The sequence below is a fragment of the Eudoraea adriatica DSM 19308 genome, from assembly GCF_000382125.1.
GTDB classification, from domain to species: domain Bacteria; phylum Bacteroidota; class Bacteroidia; order Flavobacteriales; family Flavobacteriaceae; genus Eudoraea; species Eudoraea adriatica.
Genome location: NZ_KB907549.1, coordinates 336,965 through 359,388, shown reverse-complemented (window position 1 = coordinate 359,388; position 22,424 = coordinate 336,965). Strand labels below are relative to the sequence as shown.

Annotated in this window: 20 protein-coding genes; 14 read left to right on the top strand and 6 right to left on the bottom strand. The window is 41.6% G+C overall.

The features are described from left to right. Positions 1-17: 17 nt before the first annotated feature. From G504_RS0111115 to G504_RS0111065, 10 genes are all read left to right on the top strand, one after another. The gene (locus G504_RS0111115; protein ID WP_169336909.1) at positions 18-944 is read left to right on the top strand and encodes a glycyl-radical enzyme activating protein; all 927 of its coding nucleotides are present in this window, start codon (positions 18-20) and stop codon (positions 942-944) included. Positions 945-1,095: 151 nt separating this feature from the next. Then, positions 1,096-1,335 (top strand): 4Fe-4S dicluster domain-containing protein, encoded by a 240-nt coding sequence (locus tag G504_RS20130; protein WP_019670255.1) that lies wholly within the window; start codon positions 1,096-1,098, stop codon positions 1,333-1,335. 29 nt (positions 1,336-1,364) lie between these two features. Then, the gene (gene metK, locus G504_RS0111105) at positions 1,365-2,546 is read left to right on the top strand and encodes a methionine adenosyltransferase (RefSeq protein ID WP_019670254.1); all 1,182 of its coding nucleotides are present in this window, start codon (positions 1,365-1,367) and stop codon (positions 2,544-2,546) included. A gap of 75 nt (positions 2,547-2,621) precedes the next feature. Continuing rightward, complete coding sequence (gene boxA / locus G504_RS0111100) at positions 2,622-3,884, top strand: benzoyl-CoA 2,3-epoxidase subunit BoxA (protein ID WP_019670253.1); 1,263 nt, start codon at positions 2,622-2,624, stop codon at positions 3,882-3,884. A gap of 370 nt (positions 3,885-4,254) precedes the next feature. Beyond that, a complete protein-coding gene (locus tag G504_RS0111090) occupies positions 4,255-4,992 on the top strand; it encodes a ZIP family metal transporter (protein WP_019670251.1) in 738 nt (245 codons plus the stop codon). A gap of 839 nt (positions 4,993-5,831) precedes the next feature. After that, entirely contained in the window at positions 5,832-7,847 is a 2,016-nt protein-coding gene (locus G504_RS0111085; RefSeq protein ID WP_240473040.1) for an MGH1-like glycoside hydrolase domain-containing protein, read from the top strand. 43 nt (positions 7,848-7,890) lie between these two features. Continuing rightward, complete coding sequence (locus G504_RS0111080; RefSeq protein ID WP_019670249.1) at positions 7,891-8,940, top strand: glucose 1-dehydrogenase; 1,050 nt, start codon at positions 7,891-7,893, stop codon at positions 8,938-8,940. Between the two features lie 389 nt (positions 8,941-9,329). Beyond that, complete coding sequence (locus tag G504_RS0111075; RefSeq protein WP_026348522.1) at positions 9,330-9,872, top strand: RNA polymerase sigma factor; 543 nt, start codon at positions 9,330-9,332, stop codon at positions 9,870-9,872. Next, the gene (locus tag G504_RS0111070; protein WP_019670247.1) at positions 9,856-10,440 is read left to right on the top strand and encodes a hypothetical protein; all 585 of its coding nucleotides are present in this window, start codon (positions 9,856-9,858) and stop codon (positions 10,438-10,440) included. Before G504_RS0111075 ends, G504_RS0111070 begins: the two co-directional genes overlap by 17 nt. Beyond that, a complete protein-coding gene (locus tag G504_RS0111065; RefSeq protein WP_157473255.1) occupies positions 10,412-11,860 on the top strand; it encodes a hypothetical protein in 1,449 nt (482 codons plus the stop codon). Before G504_RS0111070 ends, G504_RS0111065 begins: the two co-directional genes overlap by 29 nt. Before the next feature lie 44 nt (positions 11,861-11,904). Here G504_RS0111065 and G504_RS0111060 read toward each other — a convergent pair whose 3' ends face one another. From G504_RS0111060 to msrA, 4 genes are all read right to left on the bottom strand, one after another. Beyond that, positions 11,905-13,095 (bottom strand): Gfo/Idh/MocA family protein, encoded by a 1,191-nt coding sequence (locus tag G504_RS0111060; RefSeq protein WP_019670245.1) that lies wholly within the window; start codon positions 13,093-13,095, stop codon positions 11,905-11,907. 12 nt (positions 13,096-13,107) lie between these two features. Beyond that, complete coding sequence (locus G504_RS0111055; RefSeq protein WP_019670244.1) at positions 13,108-14,436, bottom strand: Gfo/Idh/MocA family oxidoreductase; 1,329 nt, start codon at positions 14,434-14,436, stop codon at positions 13,108-13,110. Positions 14,437-14,439: 3 nt separating this feature from the next. Further along, a complete protein-coding gene (locus G504_RS0111050) occupies positions 14,440-15,828 on the bottom strand; it encodes a 3-keto-disaccharide hydrolase (protein WP_019670243.1) in 1,389 nt (462 codons plus the stop codon). 111 nt (positions 15,829-15,939) lie between these two features. After that, the gene (gene msrA / locus G504_RS0111045; protein ID WP_019670242.1) at positions 15,940-16,617 is read right to left on the bottom strand and encodes a peptide-methionine (S)-S-oxide reductase MsrA; all 678 of its coding nucleotides are present in this window, start codon (positions 16,615-16,617) and stop codon (positions 15,940-15,942) included. 117 nt (positions 16,618-16,734) lie between these two features. On the opposite strand from msrA, the gene G504_RS0111040 reads away from it, so the two are divergent. Both G504_RS0111040 and G504_RS0111035 read left to right on the top strand, forming a co-directional pair. Then, on the top strand, positions 16,735-17,433 hold the full coding sequence (locus G504_RS0111040; RefSeq protein ID WP_019670241.1) for a peptidoglycan DD-metalloendopeptidase family protein: 699 nt from the start codon (positions 16,735-16,737) through the stop codon (positions 17,431-17,433). Positions 17,434-17,601: 168 nt separating this feature from the next. Beyond that, positions 17,602-17,820, top strand: a complete 219-nt coding sequence (locus G504_RS0111035) for a hypothetical protein (RefSeq protein ID WP_019670240.1) — start codon at positions 17,602-17,604, stop codon at positions 17,818-17,820. A gap of 14 nt (positions 17,821-17,834) precedes the next feature. On the opposite strand, the gene G504_RS0111030 is transcribed toward G504_RS0111035, so the two are convergent. Together G504_RS0111030 and G504_RS0111025 are read right to left on the bottom strand one after the other, a co-directional pair. Continuing rightward, positions 17,835-18,209: a tryptophan-rich sensory protein gene (locus tag G504_RS0111030; RefSeq protein ID WP_019670239.1), complete on the bottom strand. Its 375-nt coding sequence runs from the start codon at positions 18,207-18,209 to the stop codon at positions 17,835-17,837. Between the two features lie 28 nt (positions 18,210-18,237). Further along, positions 18,238-18,930 (bottom strand): arylesterase, encoded by a 693-nt coding sequence (locus G504_RS0111025; RefSeq protein ID WP_019670238.1) that lies wholly within the window; start codon positions 18,928-18,930, stop codon positions 18,238-18,240. Between the two features lie 75 nt (positions 18,931-19,005). On the opposite strand from G504_RS0111025, the gene G504_RS0111020 reads away from it, so the two are divergent. Both G504_RS0111020 and G504_RS0111015 read left to right on the top strand, forming a co-directional pair. Continuing rightward, positions 19,006-19,695 carry an ABC transporter ATP-binding protein gene (locus G504_RS0111020; RefSeq protein WP_019670237.1) on the top strand — a complete coding sequence of 230 codons (690 nt, stop codon included), beginning with the start codon at positions 19,006-19,008 and terminating at the stop codon, positions 19,693-19,695. Between the two features lie 50 nt (positions 19,696-19,745). Further along, a complete protein-coding gene (locus G504_RS0111015) occupies positions 19,746-22,247 on the top strand; it encodes an ABC transporter permease (protein ID WP_040444149.1) in 2,502 nt (833 codons plus the stop codon). The last annotated feature ends 177 nt before the right edge of the window (positions 22,248-22,424 follow it).

Sequence of the window (22,424 nt, the reverse complement as noted above, 5' to 3'; positions counted from 1 at the left end):
ATATAAAAGGCCGCGTATTGAATATACAGCGGTTCTGTGGAGAAGACGGACCGGGTACCCGGACAACCGTATTCCTGAAAGGTTGCTCCTATCGCTGTAAGTGGTGCAGCAACCCGGAGAGTATAAAACCGCAACCGGAGCTGGATTTTAATCGAAAGGCGTGCAAAGGCGCGGCAGCATGCGGCATTTGTTTGAAGGGTCCCTTCCCTCCGGGAGCGTTTTACGTGCTGGATGGTGACGATGACAAAGTTCATGCGAACTGGGATTTGGCCAATGCCTGTACTGAAGAACTTGCAGAATTATGTCCTACCGGAGCTATTGGTATGTTTGGCAAAGAAATGACGGCCGGCGAAGTGCTTACCGAAGTGCTGAAAGATGAAAGTATGTATCGCAATACCGGTGGTGGTGTAACCATTAGCGGTGGCGAGTGTTTACTGCAACCTGATTTTACTGCGGCTATTTTGCGCGGGGCCCAAGAAAGTGGTATTCATACTGCTATCGAAACGGCTGGCAATGTTCCATGGGAGTTTATGGAGAAAGTTTTAAAGTATGTTGACCTGATGCAGCACGATAATAAACTGATGAATCCAGATCCGGAACGCCATAAAAAATGGATTGGTGTAACTAATAAGCGCTCGCTTGAAAACTTTAAGAAAGCCTACGAAACTTTTCCAGACGTAGAATTTATAGCACGAACACCACTTATTCCCGGCATTAATGCCGATGAAGGGCATATTCGTGCGGTACTTGATTTTATAAAGCCCTACAAAAATGTGATTGATTATGAATTGCTACCGTATCACCGCTATGGGTTAGGTAAATATGCCTATTTAGGCAAGGTTTACGAATTACAGGATTATCAATCGCCTTCGCCTGAATTACTTGAACATCTGAGGAGTATTATTGATGAGGCTTTTGGCCGGAAGGCGGAAGCCAAAGCATAACCTAAATGTAGTAGTCCATGCCTTGTTCATGTTTATTGACAGGGCATGGCTTATGAACAGGTAGGTAAATTAAGAATTGTAAAGTATTTGATTCATGGAAACAGAAAACACATAAAAGAGTCAATTCACCGGGCCTGGTTTTAAAGCAAAATTGAAATTTTATCATTGCAGAAGCAGCTACGATTGCATTGCTGCTTGTCCTGAGCAGGCCATAACCAAAGGTGCCGACCGCTTCCCCCCAATGGCCTGCCAGAGTAATGACCTGTTGCCTGGCAAGCCTGAAATTGATCTGGCCAAATGTACAGGATGCGGAGATTGTATTTCAGCTTGCCCGAACAATGCCCTGGAGATGGTTCCAGTAACCAGTCGAGGAGGCTCGGTCTTTTCTTAAGTATTTGAAAAACATAAATCCAACCCAAAATGTCACTGTATCCTAAAAACATGTTTTTTACTTCAGAATCCGTAACGGAAGGTCATCCGGATAAGTTTTGCGATCTCATATCGGATACCGTTCTTGACGAATGTCTGAGACTCGATCCGATGTCACGTGTAGCCTGCGAGACCTACGTCACAATGGGCCTGGTGATCGTCGGCGGTGAGGTGACCACCAAGGCAATCTTTGATATATCCGAGGTGGTGCGCGAATTAGGAAATGATGTCGGTTATATTTCGCCGGAGTATGGTTTTGATGTCAATACAGGAGCTATTGCCCGAACCATACACAGGCAGTCGCCGGATATCAGTCTGGGGATTGCAAAAAAAGGAGGGAAAATTGGTGCCGGCGATCAGGGTCTGATGTTCGGATACGCATGTAACCAAACGAAAGAACTAATGCCCATGCCCATCATGCTGGCACATAAGCTGGCACGAAAGCTTACGGAAGTCCGCAAAACAAAAGTATTGCCTTATCTTGGGCCTGATGGTAAGACACAGGTAACCCTGGAATATCAAAATGGCAAACCTGTACGTGCTGATTACGTTGTTATAGCTGCATCGCATACATCCGCAGTAGTTACCCCCGACGGTAAATTCACTACCGAAGAAGCTAAGCATGAAATTATTGAAAAAGTGGTGCGTCCGGTTATGGGCGATTTGATGGACAAGCAGACCAAAATTACCGTAAACGGTACGGGAAAATTCCTCGTTAGCGGACCTCAGGCCGACACGGGGCTTACAGGTCGTAAAATTATTGTGGACACTTATGGTGGCTGGTCAGTGCATGGAGGCGGCGCCTTTAGTGGAAAAGACCCAACAAAGGTTGACCGGTCAGCCGGGTACATGACAAGGTATATTGCAAAGAACATAGTATCGGCTAAACTGGCAGATGAGTGTCTGGTTCAGTTAGGTTACTGTATCGGCCTTGTGGATCCGGTATCAGTTATGGTCAACAGCTACGGCACCGGCAAGATATCAGACGAAGCCCTGTCAAAGCTGGTTCGTAAGGTCTTCCCACTTTCACCACAAGGCATAATTGACCTCTTTAAGCTAAGACGTCCTATTTACCGAAATACTGCAGCATACGGGCACTTTGGCCGTGAGGAGTTTGAATGGGAAAAATTGGATGCAAGAGATGAATTACTAGCTCAGTTTTCCAGGGTTTGAAATTCATCTTACAGTATTCCTGATTAACGCTGGTTTTAATCCAGCCTGAATAAATTAGATAATCTCAATTGACTTATGGAACTTACTAAGAATGATATTATCAGGCAACATCTGATCGATCCGGAGACCTGTATTCAGTGTAATACCTGTAAAACTACATGCCCGGAGGGTGCTATTTCGAACGATTCGGGAAAATATGTGGTAGATTCGATCAAGTGTACTTCCTGTATGGCGTGTATAGATCCTTGTCCTACGGGCGCCATAGACAATTGGAGGATGGTACCACGCTCAAATGCCTATAGCGTTCAGACACAAATAGGCTGGGATGCGCTCCCGGTCGAATTGACGGCTGGCCAGCTTGCAGCTGCAGGTGTGAGTGGTATAGCGAAGCCCGAAGCTGAAGTATTAAAACCCTCCAAGAGCATTCAGGGACATCCATTGAGTGATCTGAATATTGGTTCAACACTTCCACCCTGGTCTGCTGCTCATGCCTACACCAGGCTATATGATCCAAAAAATCCTGTGACGGCAACCATCACAGGTAATATGCGTGTCACAGAAAGGGAGAAGGAATACGACACCCACCTTATCGTACTGGATTTTGGTAAAACCCCCTTCCCTGTCCTGGAAGGCCAGTCCATAGGTGTTATTCCTCCCGGCATAGACGCCTCCGGTAAACCACACCATGTACGTCAGTATTCTGTATCCAGTGCACGGGATGGTGAGCGGGAAGGGTACAACAATCTTTCGCTGACGGTAAAACGGGTGAATAAAGATCGTGAAGGCAATTCTGTACATGGTATTGCCAGTAACTACCTCTGCGATCTGAAGGTTGGAGATTCTTTGAAAGTAACCGGCCCTTATGGCAACAGTTTTTTGATGCCGAATCATTCGGGTAGCCATATTGTGATGATCTGCACCGGTACGGGCTCGGCCCCAATGCGTAGCATGCTCCATCGGCGGGACCGTCTGCGGCGCTCAGATAAATTTACAAGTGGCAAGATGATGCTGTTCTTTGGTGCCCGTACAAAGGAGGAACTTCCTTTTTTTGGAAGATTGTATAAAATTCCAAAGGATCTTGTGGATGTAAATATTGCTTTTTCAAGAACTCCCGGTCAACCTAAGAAATATGTACAGGACCTCATGCGCGAGCGGAGTGCAGATCTGGCCGTCTTACTGGCAGACCCTGATAGCTATTTCTACATTTGTGGCCTAAGGAGTATGGAAGAAGGTGTCATACTGACGCTGCGTGACATAGCAGAGCAGGCAGGGTTGAATTGGAAAACGTTGAGTAAGGAACTGAAAAACAATGGTCGTCTGCACATAGAGACTTATTGATCATTTTCAACCAGTTTATAGGTCAAGTTTATGTTTCCCGGATAAACTTCTTCCAAATACACAATATTAGGTATCAACTTATCTGGTTTATCCATATAGATGAGCATCCGGTTTATTTTTTGAATACATGAAGCTGATTTGATAACCATGGAAAGTCATAAAATACCTATTTCTAAGTATTTTATTTATCCGCATTCAATTGTAATTTTAATAGTGAAAAACCTTACATATTTATGAACTTAAAGAACACAATCATTTATGCCAGTTTGTTGATAGAGGGGATAAAAATCTCGTAAAATAATGAGCTCAGAATGTAAAAAAAGATAAAGCAAAAGTGAAATAGAAATAATCAGATATTAAAGAATTAGACATGTTCAATGTTTTCTTAATAGGCCTGCTGAGTTCCTCTTCACTTATTATAGGAGGAGTACTCGCCTCGCGTTTCACCTTGGAAAAGCGTATGATCGGCATCATCATGGGGTTTGGCGCAGGAACGCTAATTTCAGCCGTTTCTTATGAGTTAATTTTTGAAGCTGTACAAATTGCAAAAAGAAGTGGTTTTCCTGCATATGGCTTTTTTAGTGGAGCTTTGACATTTTTACTGGCGGACTGGTTGATCGGTCGATTTAGTTTTTCCAAGACGCAAAAACCAGACCCAAACAGTCATACTGCCTTGATTGTCCCCATGATTCTCGCGATCATACTGGATGGTATACCTGAATCCATCGTATTGGGATTGGGAATTTTTGAGTATGGATCCGTTAGTTTGTCCATGTTGGTAGCTATATTCATTTCTAATTTGCCTGAGGCCATTGCCGGGTCGGTGGGAATGAAGGAAGGTGGCTGGAGCCGCAAAAAGATAATTATTCTATGGTTTGGCATCGCGCTTTTTTGTGCTGTCGCTACTCTCCTGGGATTCACTTTATTCAGTAACATATCTCCTTCCTGGATGGCCTTTATTAATGCCTATGCAGGAGGGGCCATTCTGATGATGCTTGCCAATTCAATGATTCCCGAAGCCTACGAGAATGGAGGAAAACTTGCGGGAGTCTTTACAATTCTTGGGTTTTTTGTTTCCGTCTCAATAGTCATTTTAGAAAATTCCTGATGGAACAGACGAAAAAATAAGGAGAAAAAAAGAATTATAACAGTTAGGGAAATTAAATATTTCGACTTCAACTAAATAACAAGGTTATGGAAAATATCAGATTGCAGGAAGCACGTGAGAATAAACTCCCTTGGAAAAAGTGGGGGCCATATTTGAGTGAAAGGCAGTGGGGTACCGTTCGCGAAGATTATAGCGAGAATGGTGACGCCTGGAATTTTTTCACCCACGATCATGCCCGCTCCCGCGCTTACCGTTGGGGTGAAGATGGCATTGCCGGGATTTCGGATGACAAGCAGCACCTTTGCTTTTCACTGGCCTTATGGAATGGAAAAGATGCTATACTCAAAGAGCGGCTATTCGGATTGACCAACAACCAGGGCAACCACGGGGAGGATGTAAAGGAGTACTACTTCTACCTTGACAATACTCCTTCACATTCATATATGAAATATCTCTACAAGTACCCGCAGGCGGCATATCCATACAGTGATCTTGAAAGAGTAAATGCTCAACGTTCGCGAAATGAAATGGAATATGAACTGCTCGACACGGGTATATTTAATGAGGATCGGTACTTCGATGTGTTCATAGAATATGCCAAACAGGGTCCGGAAGATATTCTCATAAAGATCAGTGTAGCTAACCGCGGACCGGAAGCAGCGGAGTTATATCTACTACCTACCTTGTGGTTTCGCAACGACTGGTCGGCATGGATTGCCGACTCCAACCGGGTAGCGACAAAGCCAATACTATCGCAAATTAAATCAAAGAAAGGGGTGAGCGCACTCATGGCTAATCATTCAAAACTGGGTGAATTTATATTCTCCTGTGAGGGTGATGTGCAACTGTTGTTCACCGAAAACGAAACGAATCATGAAAAACTTTTTCCCGGAACCAAAAATGAAAGCCCTTATGTTAAAGATGGCATCAACGACTATGTTATACATGGTGCACAACAGGCGGTGAATCCAAAAAACCAGGGAACAAAAGCAGCAGCTCTTTATCAGCTTGTGGTCGGTGCCGGTGAGACTTCCGAAGTTCGGTTGCGCCTGACTAAAAAATCAGAAGAAGCAATGACCGCGCTTTTCGGAAAAGATTTTGAAACCGTGTTTGAAAAGCGGGTTGGTGAAGCAGATGCATTTTATGCCTCCATTACTCCACATTCAGCCAGTGCTGACGAAGCCAATGTGATGCGACAGGCCCTGTCGGGTATGCTGTGGAGTAAGCAGTTCTTCTTTTTTGATGGTGACAACTGGTTGGATGAACACAATTCTAATCCCCTGCATTCAGGCTATCATAATGCCCGAAATTCGGAATGGTATCACATGTTGAACATGGATATCATTTCTATGCCAGACAAATGGGAGTATCCGTGGTATGCGGCCTGGGATCTTGCCTTTCATACACTGCCTCTTTCTATCGTTGATCCTGATTTCGCGAAGAACCAGATGGAGTTAATGCTACGCGGATTATACCTCCATCCCAATGGACAGATGCCGGCCTATGAATGGAACTTTAGCGACGTAAATCCTCCTGTACATGCATGGGCGACCTTATTCCTGCATCGATCAGAGATGACATTGCGCGGGGAGGCGGATGTAAATTTTTTACGTTCCACTTTCAATAAGTTATTAATCAATTTTACCTGGTGGGTAAATCGTAAAGACCGTTTTGGTAAAAATGTGTTTGAAGGCGGATTTCTTGGTCTGGATAACATCGGTATTTTTGACCGTAGTGCACCTCTGCCAACCGGAGGTAATCTTGAGCAAGCGGATGGCACGGCCTGGATGGCGCTCTTCAGCCAGAATATGCTGAACCTTGCCAGTGAACTCACTGTGCATGATAGTTCCTACGACGAAATGATTGTGAAGTTTGCACAGCATTTCCTATTTATTGCCAGAGCTATGAATAAGCCAGGCAACGATGGGATGTGGGATGAGGAGGATGGATTTTATTATGATCTGCTTCGATTACCTGATGGAAGTGCTGTCAGGCTAAAAGTGCGCTCGCTGGTAGGGTTACTACCCTTATGTGCTACGAGTATAGTGGAAAAAGTACAGCGAGATCGGATTCCCGAGGCAATGGCAACCATAAGGGAATTTGAACGCAGAATGCCCGAACTTTTAGAAACCATACATGCCACCGGCGAAGGAAAATTTGGTGTAAATGAGCGCGGTATTCTGGCCCTGGTAAATGAAGATAGATTACGTAAGATTCTTTCAAAAATGCTCGATGAAAATGAGTTTCTGGGTCCACATGGAATTCGTTCGATTTCCAAGTTTCATCAGGAACATCCATATGTCATGCACGTTGAAGGTCAGGAATTCCGGGTGGATTATCTACCCGCCGAGTCCGATACAGGAATGTTTGGAGGTAACTCAAACTGGCGTGGCCCTGTATGGATGCCTATTAACATCATGTTGGTGCGGGCACTGCAACAATACTATTTGTATTACGGGGATAAATTTCAAGTGGAATGTCCAACTGGCTCTGGCAACATGATGAACCTCTTTGAGGTGAGCAAGGAAATTAGCCATCGGCTTATCAGTACGTATACACGAGGTGCCAATGGAAAACGTCCGGTGTATGGAGGTACAGAAAAATTCCAAAATGATCCCAACTGGCGCGATCTGATTTTATTTTATGAGTATTACCATGGCGACAACGGGGCCGGATTGGGTGCGAGTCATCAAACTGGCTGGAGCGGAGTGGTGGCAAAACTTATTCAAATCTTTGGTCAGGTGGATGCAGAGCAACTCCTAAAAGACGGAATAAAAACCACATTTGTGAAGGACAAGAAGGTAACCGGCAAGAAGAAGCGTACAGTGAAAAAAATTACTGAAGAAATTATATAAGGGGTTGTAGCTAAATCCTAATTAAAAAAATAAATAGTAACACATGAAAGCAATTACTGTAGAACCTAAAAAACCCGGAACAGCAAAACTGATGGATATTCCCGAGCCGGGAGTGCACGAAGGCTCCGTATTGGTGCAGGCAGTCGCCGTCGGTGTATGCGGTACCGATGTTGAAATCGTGGAGGGGAAATATGGTTGGGCACCACCTGGTCAGAAACATCTGGTACTCGGCCATGAATCACTGGGTCGTGTAATTGACCCGGGGCCAACCAGCGGGCTTAAGAAAGGGGACCTGGTTGTTGGCATCGTAAGGCGGCCAGACCCGGTGCCTTGTCCGAATTGTGCGGTAGGAGAATGGGACATGTGCAGCAACGGATTATATACAGAACGAGGAATCAAAGAGATCAACGGTTATATGTCAGAATATTGGCGTATTGAACCAGAGTATGCCATTAAAGTTGATCCAACCCTCGGCTTATTGGGTGTATTGCTTGAACCTTCTTCAGTAGTGGCCAAAGCATTGGAACAGGTAGGTCTGATCGGAAGGCGTTCGTTCTGGGAACCCAGGACGGCCTTGATTACAGGTGCTGGTCCGATTGGCTTACTGGCAGCCCTCTTTGCGAAATTGTATGGTCTAGATGTGCACGTTCTCGATCGGGCCGCAGGTGGCCTTAAGGTCGACCTGGTGCGTGAATTGGGCGCTACCTATCATTCCGGTAGTGTAAAGGATCTTGATTTCGAACCCGATACGATTATCGAATGTACCGGTGTGGGTCAGGTAATAGCAGAATCTATTCAAAGGATTGGGGCAAATGGTATAGTATGTCTGGCAGGTATAGGTCATGGCGGGGCTTCCCCCACGTCAAGCATAGCGGATGTAGCCTCCGCAGCAGTGCTTAGGAATAATGTAATTGTGGGAAGTGTAAATGCCAATAAACGCCATTGGTACAGGGCCAGTCAATACCTGGCTCGTGCAGACCGCGGATGGTTGACCAAACTCATTACCCGGATTGAGAAACCGGAAAATTTTATGAAGGCTCTGCAACGCTCTCCGGATGATATCAAAGTGGTTATTCAGTTTTCAGATATTTAGGAGGCGATCTTTTGATCAGTGTTCATGTAAAAAAGCGGAGCTGGTAAACTTATAGAGAAGACCATATTGCGTGCAATATTATTTTTACGCTTTTTGAATAAAATAATTGGGTGCCGAAATTATTTCTGACAAATCACCAAATGTCATCGGAGTGGACACCCAGGGAGACCTAAGTTCAGCTCTTTTCCTTCCCGGTCTATAACCAGTAGCTTTTGAATAATAGCCTTTAGTCAATAATGCTTACGGCTGTAAAATTGTTTTTAATTGTAACTTGTTATAAGGTGGACCATTTAAATATTTCTTAAAAACACTTGTTTTTTGCAACATGTAATATTTTCACTCGTCCTTTAGATAATAACAACTAGCACCAAAAATTGGAAACCGGCCAAATGTTTCAAATAGATCTGGTAGAACGTTGCAAAGCCAACGATCGTAAAGCGCAATTAAGGCTTTACAGGCAATATTGTGAGGGAATGTTTTTTGTGGCAAAACGATTTGTAAATGACCCCGATGACGCGGAAGATGTCGTACAGGAGGCATTTATTAAGGCTTTTCAAAAGATAGATCAATTCAAAGGTGAAGTAACATTTGGTGCATGGTTGAAGCGAATTGTCATCAACAAGAGTATTGATTTTCTTAAAACGAAAAAGGAACGTTTTCAGGAGCTGAATGAGAATAGCATTCATATCGTGGAGGATGATGACTGGACAGTAGAAGATGGGATATCTATTGATGAGGTTAAAGAGGCTATAAATCAACTGACAGAGAAATACCGGCTTGTTGTACAGCTTTACCTCATGGAGGGATATGATCACAAAGAGATTTCGCAAATAATGAAATTAACAGAGACCACTTGCAGAACCCGCTTGCTCAGAGGCAAAGGGCATTTAAAGGAATTATTAAAAGAAAGGCGTTATGGCACAGGATCTTAGAGAATTATTTAAAAAGGAGAAACGGGAAAAGCACCCAATGAAAAAAGGACATGAAGAACGGTTTTTAAGTCGGTTAGATAAGGAGTTACCTGTTAAAAGAAAGTCAACCTTCTATTTTATAAAAATTGCGGCTTCAATTTTAGTTCTTTTTAGCCTGGGAATTTATACGTATTTAAATTTTAGCTATGAGGCACCCCAACCATCAGTAATAGTTGATAAAGGAACAGAGAATAAGCAACCTTATGAGTATTCCTTGGGGGACCTCTCACCGGATTTGAAGAAAATAGAAAACTACTATGTGGCCAATATTAATCTGGAATTATCCCGTTTGGAGGTTTCCGATGAAAATAGGGGGCTGGTAGATGATTTTATGTCACGGTTATCTGAGCTGGATAAGGAATACCAAAGACTGAATACCGAATTAAATGAAATTGGGCCCAATGATCAGACCATAAATGCTCTTATTAAAAATCTACAATTAAGATTACAATTATTACAGAAGTTAAAATTAAAATTAGATCAATTAAAATCATCAGAAAATGAACAAGTTACATCAAAAAGTGTTTAAAAATGCAGTTCTATGCTGTTGCCTTTTTACAATGGCCGGCTATGGACAAACTCAATCCAAAACCTACAAAGAAACTTTTTCGGTAGGGGACGAGGCTGTTGTAGATATCAACACGAGTCATGCCGATATTGAATTTGAAACCTGGAATAAAAACCAGGTAATTATTGAAGCTACAATTGAACTTGAGGGTGCCACCCCGGAAGAGGCCGAAGCTTATTTTAATAAAGAGGGAATTAAAATACTCGGCAACAGTCAGGAAATAACTATTAAAACCAGTGGTGAGCATTCATGGAGCTATTGGGACGGCCGGGCAAATAAGCATATTGTAGTGGACATTCCGGAAATGCCAAATATGGAGCCCTTGTTTTTGGATTTACAAATTCCCGATATACCTGAAATTATTAAGGAAATGCCTCCAATGCCACCTCTTCCTCCAATACATATTGAGAAATTTGATTACGATGCCTACGAGAAAGAAGGTGAAAAGTATATAGAAAAATGGGCCATTGAGTTTGAAAAGGGTTTTGATGAGGAATATCAAAAGGAAATGGAAGCATGGGGCAAGGAGATGGAGGCCAGGGTAAAAGAGCGTGAAGCTGCCAGAGAAGAAATGATGAAAGAAAGAGAGGAAATGAGCAAAGAAGGAGAAGAAATGAGAAAAGAAGCGCAGGAATTGAGGCAGGAGGCGCATGAAGCGAGGCGAGAAGCAATGGAAGAGCATCGCAAGGTTCAAAAGAATGTTATAATATCGAAGCACGGGAAGGATGGCCCTAATGTTTTCTATCGGTCCGCAGATGGTGAAAGAAGAAATTATAAAGTTAAAAAGACCATAAAAATTAAAATGCCTAAGTCCACGAAGCTTAAAATGAATGTGCGCCACGGAGAGGTTAAATTAGCTGAAAATACAAGAAACATGGATGCAACCTTGTCTTATTCAAGGTTGCTTGCCTCCACAATAGATGGAGAAAAGACTAAAATTGTAGCTTCCTATTCTCCGGTATCTGTTCAACGATGGAATTATGGGAATTTAAACCTGAATTTCTCAGAGGAAGTGGCTCTGAAGGATGTAAATATCTTAAAACTAAACGCTACTTCTTCTGATGTTACTATAGACAGGTTACTTAAAAGCGCTCATATTAAAAATGATCTGGGCGCATTAGTGATCAATACAATTGCTGATGAATTTGAGGATTTAGAAGTGGTTGTGCAGAATGGAGAATTTGTTTGCCTGTTACCGCGTACACCATTTAATATTTCAATAGACGGAACTTCCTCCTCATACTCAGGACCATCAGATTTAAAATTGGTATCTGAAAAAAATGGAAACAGTTTTGTACATAGCGGTTATTTTATGCAAAAGGATTCAGGAAAGTCAATAGTAATAGATTCCAGATATAGCGAAATCCAACTCAAAAAATAACCTGCGCCTTCAACTTCAAAGTCATGAATTTGAGCAGCTCCTGCTTATAAATTCAATTCCTTGTTCCATTCCACTATTTTATTCTCGTACATAGCGTCTAAACCCATCTGAACACAGGCAGCGGCCTTAGCTCCGGTAATAACGTTAGATTCAGGGACTGTATTATTTAATATGCTGGTTTTAAAGTCAATTAAAGCCTGGGCACTTGGATCTGCATGTTCTATATCAATTGGGATTCCTTTTCCTTCATCCCATTTAACGGTAGCTCCGGAAACGCCGTCAACATCCTGAATTTCTTTTTTGTAATTCCCTTCCGGGAAGAACCATGCGTTGACGTAATCAACGATCAGCGTACCTTTGTCTCCCATCACTTTTATTTGGTAATCATCTTTTGAATTACTGGTTAAGCATGTAAAAGAAGCTTTTACACCATTGGGATAACTATAGATAAGATGCACATTATCAAATGTTTCCCGGCCGTCTTTCCAGTAATCAACTCCACCAACGCCAATTACCTGGTCTGGTGTTGCGTTTAATACCCAGTTCGTAAAATCAATCTGATGGGAACATAATTCAGCTGTCAAACCACCGGAATATTCCCGGTACATTCGCCAGTTAATTGCTCGTTCTAATTTAGAATCAGGCACCGGTCTCCTCCAGTTTCCATTTCGGTTCCATTGACATTCAATAGCAGTTACTTTTCCTACTTTGCCATTCCGGATAAGGTCTACCACATGGCTGTATAAACGAGAACTATGGTACTGATGTCCTGTTTGGAAAATTATATCGGAATTTTCTACTTTGTTTTTCAGTTGGATAATACCGTCAAATCCTTTAGCCAGGGTTTTTTCACAAAAAACATGCTTATCCGCATCAATGGCTTCCATTGCTATTTGTGAATGCGTATTAAATGGTGTAGCAATCAAAACAGCATCTATATCTTTCTGATCCAGAAGTCTGCGGTAATCGGTATATCCTTTTGCTTTTCCAGAGGTATTTGAAATTCCTTTCTGCAGTCGGAATGGCAAAACATCACAGCAGGAAATTACATTTAGCTCAGGAATAGTATTCATTACATTTATAAGCCCCCCTCCACGATCTCCTGTACCAATAACACCAATGTTTATTATATCTGACCCCTTATAGGGATATGCCATCCCGGATGTCATAAAACCTGTAGTACCAATTGCCGTAGTAGCCAGACTGCTTTTAATCAAAAACTCTCTCCTCTTCATATTTTTATTTACCTATAATTCAGGCTCCCACCCTTTTTCATAATCTCTTTTCCAGGACTCCATTGCTTTCTTGTTATTCAGGATTTTACCTGTCTTTGTATCCACCTTTAATGTTTCTCCGGCATCCTGGGCCATATTTCCCAGATGACAAATCATTGTAGTTATGCTTGCGTCTGTTATTGGTGAGTTTTGTGCTTCATCTAACCGAATGGCATTAAAGAAATTTGCAATATGCATACCATCCAGATCACCGGCGCCCATAGTATCTATTGTTGCACTGCCACCTGTTTCAAATTCAAATTTGATGGGTCTGCCATCCAAATCATACAATTTATAGCTTTGTCTGCTGAGTTCAATGGTACCCTTGCTACCATAAATGGTGGCACCTCTTCCTGGCTGTTCCGGCTTAATTACCCCCCTGCTATGTCCATTCCATGTTATGAACTTGTTGTCGCTGAAGGTATAGGTCACCTGTTGGTTATCCGGGAATTGCCAATCGTCATCATAAGCATATTTTCCACCAAAAGAAGTAACGGTTTCAGGAAGATCTACACCCAATGCCCATCGACAGATATCTATTTCATGAGTACCGTTGTTATGAATTTCACCTGTACCCCAGTTACGGAACCAGTGCCAATTGTATGGGTGAATATTATCTTTATATGCTCTTCGGGGAGCAGGTCCTTGCCACAGTTCCCAGTTTAATGAAGATGGTACAGCTACATTAACCCCGTTTCCTATAGAGGAACGGCTATTGGAGTAGTAGGCCTCTCCCTTGTATACATTTCCGATAATACCACTTCTAATATCCCTTATGGCTGCAATAGAAGTTCGAGCGGAACGCTGTTGGTTGCCCATCTGTACTTTCTTCCCATATTTTTTTTGAGCTGCAACCAATAAATCATTTTCGTAAGGATTATGACTGCATGGCTTCTCAACATAAACGTGTTTACCTGCCTGCAGGGCCATTATGGCCATCGGGGCATGCCAGTGTTCCGGTGTTGCTATGAATACAGCATCTACATCTTTATCTTCCAGCATTTTTCTGAAATCCTTTTCCACTTTAGGTACGTAACCAATTTTCTCCTGACACCAGATATTGTGTTCTTCTATTATGGTGTCATCGACATCGCAATTGTAAATGATCTTAACATTTGGACTTTTGGAAATACCCATGGTCAGGGCTTTAGCCCTGCTTCTTACTCCAATAACGGCTACCTGCAATTGATCATTGGCTCCTAAAATACCTGCATTCAGGTTTCCTGGCAGGGCAAAAGTGCCTAATGTAACAGCGGCACTGCCGACAGTGGTTTTTTTAATAAAATCTCTTCTTGTAGTCATTGTTTATTGGCTTAGGATTGGTCTTATTTTAATATTCTTGAATGCTACATGATCACCATGATCCTGCAGCAGTATATGGCCCTGATCAGCTTCTCCAAAATTAGGCCAGACCTTATATTTGCTTTCTGCCACCAATTTTTTGTACGAATCACTTTTTCGTTCATATTCCAAAACTTTCATGCCATTTAACCAATGTTCCACATGATTGTCTTTGGAAACGATACGGGCATGATTCCATTCACCAACAGGATTCACGTGTTTATCCGGATCAACTTTTATGAGATCATAGAGCGATGCCAGGGTTCTGCTACCTTCATGATTGCCCAATTTGGCATCTGGATGATTTTCATCATCCAGAATTTGGTATTCCAGGCCAATAGATGATCCCGGACCTTTATTAATATCTGTATCCACAAAATATTTAATTCCGCTATTTGCACCTTTGGTAAGTTTAAAATCCAGCTTCAGTTCAAAATTGCCATAAAGATCCTCGGTAACAATGTCTCCTCCCGCCGCAGATTCTTCACCACCGGATGATAACACAATAAGCTCTCCATTTTCAATAATCCAGCCTTCAGCCGGGAAGTCATCCAGGCGTGCTCCCCGCCAGCCTTTATATGTAGAACCATCCCAAAGGAGTTTCCATCCATTTTTTTCTTCGTCTAAAGTGAGTTGGTTTTTCGTAATAATTGGCGTCAGTGGGCTTTTCCTTGCGTATTTGGCAAGGCTGTCTGTAAGGATTCTTATGTTTTTCCATTGAATTTCTGTTCCTGCCTCTTGATCTTTTCCAATGCTGTGTACCTGCAATCCTATAAAACCACTACTGGTTTTTTCATCTATCAAATAGGCGGCGGGTATGTCATTAATCCAGGTTTTTAGCGTATCTCCAATAGCTTCAATTCTATAATGATTCCAGTCGTTTTGCTTGAATGCCTGTTGTGCTTTTGGATTATTATCCATAGTGTTTAACCAGCCCCTTCTGGCTTCGTCATAGATTCCGGCGCTCCATGCTCTATCTGAAGGATCTATTTCAATCTGGTAACCATGAACACGACCATTCCTGTAATAAGGAAAGCTATTGCTTCGAATTTGAATACCTGAATTCATAGTGGAATCCACTTTGTAGTCTAATTCCAGTATAAAATCATCATACATTTTATCTGTGGTTAAAAAGGTGTTTGGCGTATCATGTACAGTGCTACCTACAATTATTCTGTCCCTTACTTCATAGGAGGCTTCCCCTCCTTTGATTGTCCAGCCACTCAGGCTTTCCCCATCGAACAAAGAAATCCAGGGAACATCGTCTTTTTTGGAATCTGAACACCCCAGTGTGGTAAGCAATAGTAAAAGGATGGCAGTATTGTAAAAATAGAAGTTTTTATTTTTTTCCATTGGGCAGGTTTATTTGATTTGTTTAAATATAGGCCGTACAGTCCACAAATAAAAAAAAGCAACTTAAAAAAGTCGCTTTTTACCAGAATTATTTTGTCTTTTTATATAAACCTAATGCACCTCTTCTTTAAGATAATCAGGAAAATTCTTTTTGAATCTGTTTAACCTGGGAATGGATACATTACGGATATAGGAATTATCAGGATGTTTTTTTTCGTAATCCTGATGGTAATCTTCAGCATCATAAAATTTGGTGAAAGCGGTAACTTCCGTTACAAGAGGGGAACCATACACTCCACTTTCTTCCAATGCTGCCATGTAGGTCTCTATTATCTTCTTTTCTTCAGGATTTTTGTAAAATGCAATAGAACGATATTGAGCTCCACGATCCGGGCCCTGACGATTTAGGCTGGTTGGATCATGAGATCCAAAGAATACTTGTACCAATTCCATATAGGAGATCTCTTTTGGGTCGTAGTATACTTCTACCGCTTCAGCATGTGAAGTCTTTCCATAACCTACCTGTTCATAAGTAGGATTTTCTTCAGTTCCACCGGCATAACCCGAAATCACTTCCTTTACGCCTTTCACACTTTCGAATATGGCTTCAACACACCAGAAGCATCCGCTGGCAAAATAGGCAGTTTCATACTTTTGAAGATCCTGTTTGGAATATTTTTCAACTAATACTACTTCTTTGGCCGGCTCTGTTTTATTTTTAATTTTGGATTCACAACTTATCGTGAACAAAGTTATGGCTAGTAATATCCCTGATTTAAGCAATTTCATTTTTCGAATTTATTTCAAAAATCAATAAATCTTTTATCAAATGAGGTTAAAGACCTGTTAATTAATGACTTTACGCTCTATATGGCCAAAGATGCAAAACCTTTAATTTGAATTTCCATGACTTTTTTTGAGAAATTACTTCTAAACCATGCCAAAGGACCACGAACTGTTTTGGACAGCGAAATTCCGATCAGTAATTATATTCCAATTGATCTATCAATTTTCAATAAAGAACTGGAACTCCTTGATGTGAGTAATCCAAATGTATGTCAGGAATATATTGACGAAGTAGTGAACTATAACTCCCATAAAATAGCATATGGCGGCTATTTGGAAAGGCGCAATTTGTATAAAAAAAGTCCTGGTTTTGTTGGCAAAGGTGATGAGGAACGCAATATTCACCTGGGCATAGATTTTTGGGCTGCTACCGGTACTAAGGTAATTGCACCATTGGAAGGTGTTGTACACAGTTTCAAAAACAATGCAGCATCCGGCGATTATGGCCCGACTATTATTTTGAGACATGAATTTGGAGAGGAACCATTCTATACGCTGTATGGGCATTTGTCTATTGAGTCACTTCACGGATTACATAAAAACAAGGAAGTCAATGCCGGGGATGTAATAGCAGCTTTAGGCGAAACAGAGATTAATGTGAACTACGCTCCACATTTGCATTTCCAGATTATAAAGGATTTAGGAGATCATACGGGAGATTATCCCGGGGTTTGCAGTCAAAAGGACCTGGATGGATATCAAAAAAATTGCCCGGACCCTAATTTATTGCTGAAAATCACACCACCTTTTGTCGGTTAAATACACAAAATATCGCTTAGGTGTTTTAGGGGTTTGATCTTTTCATCGGCACTTTTCTGCACTTCATCCATGTTTTTGTCAGATACCGAAAAATAACGGTTTTTCGACGAATTACAACAGGGATGAGATGAGAAGGAGACGTTTTATATATATAAAACGCCCCAAGTGATGAAAACGATTGTAACTTTAATTTTTGTTCTTTTTATAGGAGTAGCTGCTCAAGCTCAGGATTCTAAAGTTGCTACCAAAGTAGAAACCATGGAAATGAGTATTGTTACTTCAATTACAAAAGAAAACACAGTTGCCCGGTTGTACAAAAACAAAAATAGCCGTGTTAAGAAAGCTTTATCTTTTACTACAAAGAGAAGCAAGGCTAAATTGGCTTAATTCCTCATTTACGTTTAGGCCATCAAATGTTTTTCAAAAAGCATACTACCCACGTAAAAGGACGCGATAATGATCCAAACAATTTGTGGAATCATCCATTTATATTCCTTAATCGGGAGTTTCTTTAACTTTTTCATATAAGTAACGGTAGCCCATAAGGTGATCAGATTGCCCATTAATGCAACTTCTAACTGATTAAATAGAAAAGTGTAAAGTGGATATAACCATACCAGGACCATCAGAAAGATGCCAAAGTGGAAGACCGGATGTTTCCTTCCCTCTGTTTCATATACTTTATAAAGAAACCAAAACATGATGATGGTAAGCAGAATCCAGACTGTAGCAGCGGCAGAATCTATCCAGGAAAGCGCATTGATAATATTTTCCATATTATTTTTATTTCAGGTTGTTCAATGTTTATTTGGTCAATACAGGTTCCAATACTTCCCATACATTTTTGGCCACTATTTTTTGTCCCTCCACAGTTGGATGAATTCCGTCATCCTGATTTAAATCCGGAATACCCGCTACATGATCCAATAAAAAAGGGATAATCAATGTTTTATTTTTATCGGCCAGTTCAGGGAAGATTTTTCTGAATTCTGCTGTATACTCCTGTCCCATGTTTGGTGGTATCTGCATCCCGGCAAGGATGATAACGGTTTCCTGATTTTTCTCTTTGACAGCATCTATAATGGCCTGCAGGTTAAGTCTTGTCTCATTTAGTGGTATGCCACGCAACCCGTCATTGGCACCTAATTCCAAAATAAACACATCGGCTTTCTGAATCAGTGTCCAATCCAGTCTGTTCCTGCCGCTAGCTGTTGTTTCACCACTCAGGCCGGCGTTAACTACCATGTAATTTAAACTAAGGGAATCAATATACTGCTGAATTACAGCGGGGAATGCCTCCTCGGTTTCGAGACCATATCCGGCTGTAAGGCTATCACCAAAGAAAATAATAACTTTGTCGTTTTCCGATTCATTGACATTTTCTTCCGCTTGTTCGTTTGTAGTTGAAGAATTGGTATTGGTCTGGCCAGACTTTTCTCCACAAGCCACCAATAGTAAAAAAACTAAAAAATAACGAAATTTTAAGAAGGTCTGCATGGTATAAGGGTCTATATGTCGAAATCATTTCATTATTTTGCTGCGTCGTTGCAAGCAAAAATCTAAATTCTATCAATGTCAAAGATATTAAACGTTAACCAACTTGGGAAGAGCTATTCCAGCGGGTCTAAAAAACTAACTGTTCTGGATGCTATTTCCTTTGAAATAGAGGAAGGCGATACTTTTGCTATTGTGGGTCCCTCGGGTAGTGGCAAAACTACATTGTTAGGACTATGTGCCGGATTAGATGAACCAGATTCCGGTTTCATAGAGCTTTGCGGCACAAGAATTAATGATTTAAGCGAGGATCAACGTTCTCTTTTGCGGAATAGAGAAGTTGGGTTTATTTTTCAGGATTTTCAGTTACTACCTACCTTAACTGCACTGGAGAATGTGAGTGTGCCATTAGAGTTGCAAGGGGTAAAAGAAGCCGGCAGTCAGGCCATGGCACTTTTGGAGAAAGTTGGGCTGGCAGATAGGTCGCACCATTATCCTTCCCAATTGTCAGGTGGAGAGCAACAGAGGGTTGCGTTGGCAAGAGCATTTAGCAATAGACCTTCTATTCTATTTGCCGATGAACCTACCGGAAACCTTGATGAGGAAACCGGAGAAAAAGTTGTAAAACTACTTTTTGAACTCAATGAAGAAGCTGGTACTACTTTGGTTATAGTAACACATGACCTTGACCTTGCCAAACGCACTCAGCATATACTCAGGCTTAAAGGAGGTAAGATAGTTACTAACGAAAGGACGGTATTATCGTGAGGCAAGAGCAGGAACCCACATCTGTGGCAGGCACAGCCTGGCTATTTAAAATGGCATGGCGTGATGGAAAGGCCAGTGGGGGAAGACTTATTTTGTTTATGGCCTCAATAATCCTGGGCATTACTGCACTGGTTTCCATTCAATCTTTTAGTGATAACCTAAAAGAAAATATTCGCCTCCAGTCCAAAGCACTTATGGGTGCCGATTTTATTATAGATTCAAGACAACCGCCTAATGAAAAAGTTCAGAAGATCATGGATTCATTAGGAGGGTCAAAGGGTATGGAAGTGAATTTTGCATCCATGGCGGCATTTCCAAAAAATGAAGGTAGTAAACTGGTACGTGTTCGTGGAATTAAAGGTAGTTTTCCCCTTTATGGAGAGTTGGAAACTGAACCCGCAGAGGCTTCAACTACCTATATCTCCAAAGAAGGTGCGCTTGTAGACGCCACAGTAATGCTGCAATTTGATTTGGAAGTCGGAGATTTAATAAAAATAGGCAATACTAGTTTGCCAATCATTGGATCCCTTATATCTTCTCCTGGTAATGGTGCAATTGCAAGTTCTGTTGCGCCACCGGTTATTGTTCCATTTGGTATTATTGACCAAACCGGATTACTTCAGGTAGGGAGCCGTCTGGATTATAATTACTATTTCCTAGCCCCACCGGAAATGGATCTCGATGTTCTTGACAAGGAACTCGACCCTGTTTTAGATGCCGAAAATGCAGATCTTGATACGCATACCTCCGGGAGCAGGCAATTGGGACGTAACTATGGAAATGTTGGAAAATTCCTTAATCTAGTGGCATTTATTGCTCTTTTGTTAGGCTGCGTAGGTATCGCAAGTTCCGTACAAATCTATATAAAGAAAAAATTGAGATCAGTGGCCGTTCTCAAATGTATGGGGGCAAGCCGGAGACAATCATTCCTTATTTATTTGATCCAAATAGCCGGTATGGGCTTTCTTGGAGGTATTATAGGAACCATAGGGGGTATATTGTTGCAGCTTACATTTCCAAGCCTGTTACAGGAGTTTTTACCTTTTGAAATTCAATTGTCATTATCAACGCAACCCATTATAATGGGCTTGTTGCTTGGAGTGCTGATGTCTGTGTTATTTGCACTTTTACCTCTTATGAGTACCTGGTATGTCTCACCTTTGCAGGTGCTGCGAATTCAGGAAACACAAGAGGAGCGTCCAAGAAGAGCCAGAGCACTTGTGTTTACAGGAATAATAATCTTTGTTTTTCTTTTTTCCCTGTGGCTTTTGGAAGACCTGCGTTATGCCTTAGGTTTTGTGATCAGTATTTCAGTAACATTTTCCATATTGGCAGGTGTTGCGACCCTTTTTATGAAAGGGATAAAAAAGTACTTTCCTGCCAAATGGAGTTTTACTTCGAGGCAAAGCCTATTAAACCTTTTTCGACCAAATAATCAGACCATGGTATTACTTGTGGCAATTGGGGTCGGAGCTTTTTTAATCAGTACCCTATATTTTACAAAAGATATGCTGTTGGCAATGGCACAGCTCGATAGCAGTAAAAATAGTCCCAATATAATTTTGTTGGATGTGCAAAGCGAGCAAAAAGAAGAAGTAGAGGGAAGCATCACTCCCAAAGGCTTAACGGTATTAGACAATATTCCAATTGTTACTATGCGGATGCATTCGATAAAAGGACGATCTGCGAATGATCTCAGGAAAGATACAACCCTGACCATGAACAAATGGGTTTTAAATCATGAATTCAGAGTAACTTACAGGGATAGCATGATTTCTTCAGAATCCCTTATCGAAGGTGAATGGGTGTCTGAAATCCCCAAAGAAGGACTTATTCCTGTTTCAATAGCCGATAATATTGCCAGGGATGCTGAAGTAGTGCTGGGTGATACAATTGTTTTTAATGTGCAGGGTGTGCTGATGGAAACTGTTGTAGGTAATATTCGTGCAGTGGAATGGGCAAGAATGCAACCCAATTTTAACCTGGTCTTTCCCAAAGGTGTATTGGAAAATGCACCGCAGTTTCACGTTATCACAACCAATGCGCCGGATGCAGAGGCCTCGGCAGGACTTCAACGTGAATTGGTCAAAAAATTCCCCAATATCTCCGTGCTCGATTTACGTCAAATAGTAACCCTAATTGAGAATATCCTCGATAAAATTGCATGGGTTATCAATTTTATGGCCTTTTTTAGCATCTTAACCGGCATTATTGTATTAATTGGAGCCGTTCGGACCAGTAAATATCAGCGCATTAAAGAGAGCGTTCTTTTGCGAACTCTGGGTGCAAAAAGTAAACAAATACTACAAATAACCGCCCTTGAATATTTTTATTTAGGCATATTGGGCAGTGGTATCGGAATATTGCTTTCGCTGATTAGCAGTCAGCTACTTGCTAGTTTTGTATTTAAAGCACCTTTTGTGCCTTCACTTGTGCCGTTTTTAGTTTTATTGCCGGGAATAACCATTTTAGTGCTGGTGATTGGCCTTAGCAACAGCAGGAGTGTGTTAAACAGTCCTCCCTTGGTGGTTTTGCGCAAGGAAGGAATGTAACGACAGACTTTTACGGTGAGGATAGGATTTCTCAATCGTTGCATTGCAACTCATGTGGAAATGACCCGGAGGGGTTTTAATGTCCTATTGCATCTTACATCTGTCATTTCGAACGGACCTGGGTGTATTTCTAATATTTCCAAAAGGTCAGCACCTGTCATTTCGAATCGAACGAAG

Excerpts from the sequence above, each read along its gene's own strand:
- G504_RS0111060 (WP_019670245.1), bottom strand. The coding sequence starts at position 13,095 with ATGAAGAGGAGAGAGTTTTTGATTAAAAGCAGTCTGGCTACTACGGCA.
- G504_RS0111075 (WP_026348522.1), top strand. The coding sequence starts at position 9,330 with ATGTTTCAAATAGATCTGGTAGAACGTTGCAAAGCCAACGATCGTAAA.
- G504_RS0111025 (WP_019670238.1), bottom strand. The coding sequence starts at position 18,930 with ATGCAGACCTTCTTAAAATTTCGTTATTTTTTAGTTTTTTTACTATTG.
- G504_RS0111035 (WP_019670240.1), top strand. The coding sequence starts at position 17,602 with ATGAAAACGATTGTAACTTTAATTTTTGTTCTTTTTATAGGAGTAGCT.
- G504_RS0111020 (WP_019670237.1), top strand. The coding sequence starts at position 19,006 with ATGTCAAAGATATTAAACGTTAACCAACTTGGGAAGAGCTATTCCAGC.
- G504_RS0111070 (WP_019670247.1), top strand. The coding sequence starts at position 9,856 with ATGGCACAGGATCTTAGAGAATTATTTAAAAAGGAGAAACGGGAAAAG.
- G504_RS0111055 (WP_019670244.1), bottom strand. The coding sequence starts at position 14,436 with ATGACTACAAGAAGAGATTTTATTAAAAAAACCACTGTCGGCAGTGCC.
- G504_RS0111015 (WP_040444149.1), top strand. The coding sequence starts at position 19,746 with ATGGCATGGCGTGATGGAAAGGCCAGTGGGGGAAGACTTATTTTGTTT.
- G504_RS0111090 (WP_019670251.1), top strand. The coding sequence starts at position 4,255 with ATGTTCAATGTTTTCTTAATAGGCCTGCTGAGTTCCTCTTCACTTATT.
- G504_RS0111050 (WP_019670243.1), bottom strand. The coding sequence starts at position 15,828 with ATGGAAAAAAATAAAAACTTCTATTTTTACAATACTGCCATCCTTTTA.
- G504_RS0111080 (WP_019670249.1), top strand. The coding sequence starts at position 7,891 with ATGAAAGCAATTACTGTAGAACCTAAAAAACCCGGAACAGCAAAACTG.
- boxA (WP_019670253.1), top strand. The coding sequence starts at position 2,622 with ATGGAACTTACTAAGAATGATATTATCAGGCAACATCTGATCGATCCG.
- msrA (WP_019670242.1), bottom strand. The coding sequence starts at position 16,617 with ATGAAATTGCTTAAATCAGGGATATTACTAGCCATAACTTTGTTCACG.
- G504_RS0111065 (WP_157473255.1), top strand. The coding sequence starts at position 10,412 with ATGAACAAGTTACATCAAAAAGTGTTTAAAAATGCAGTTCTATGCTGT.
- metK (WP_019670254.1), top strand. The coding sequence starts at position 1,365 with ATGTCACTGTATCCTAAAAACATGTTTTTTACTTCAGAATCCGTAACG.
- G504_RS0111040 (WP_019670241.1), top strand. The coding sequence starts at position 16,735 with ATGACTTTTTTTGAGAAATTACTTCTAAACCATGCCAAAGGACCACGA.
- G504_RS0111030 (WP_019670239.1), bottom strand. The coding sequence starts at position 18,209 with ATGGAAAATATTATCAATGCGCTTTCCTGGATAGATTCTGCCGCTGCT.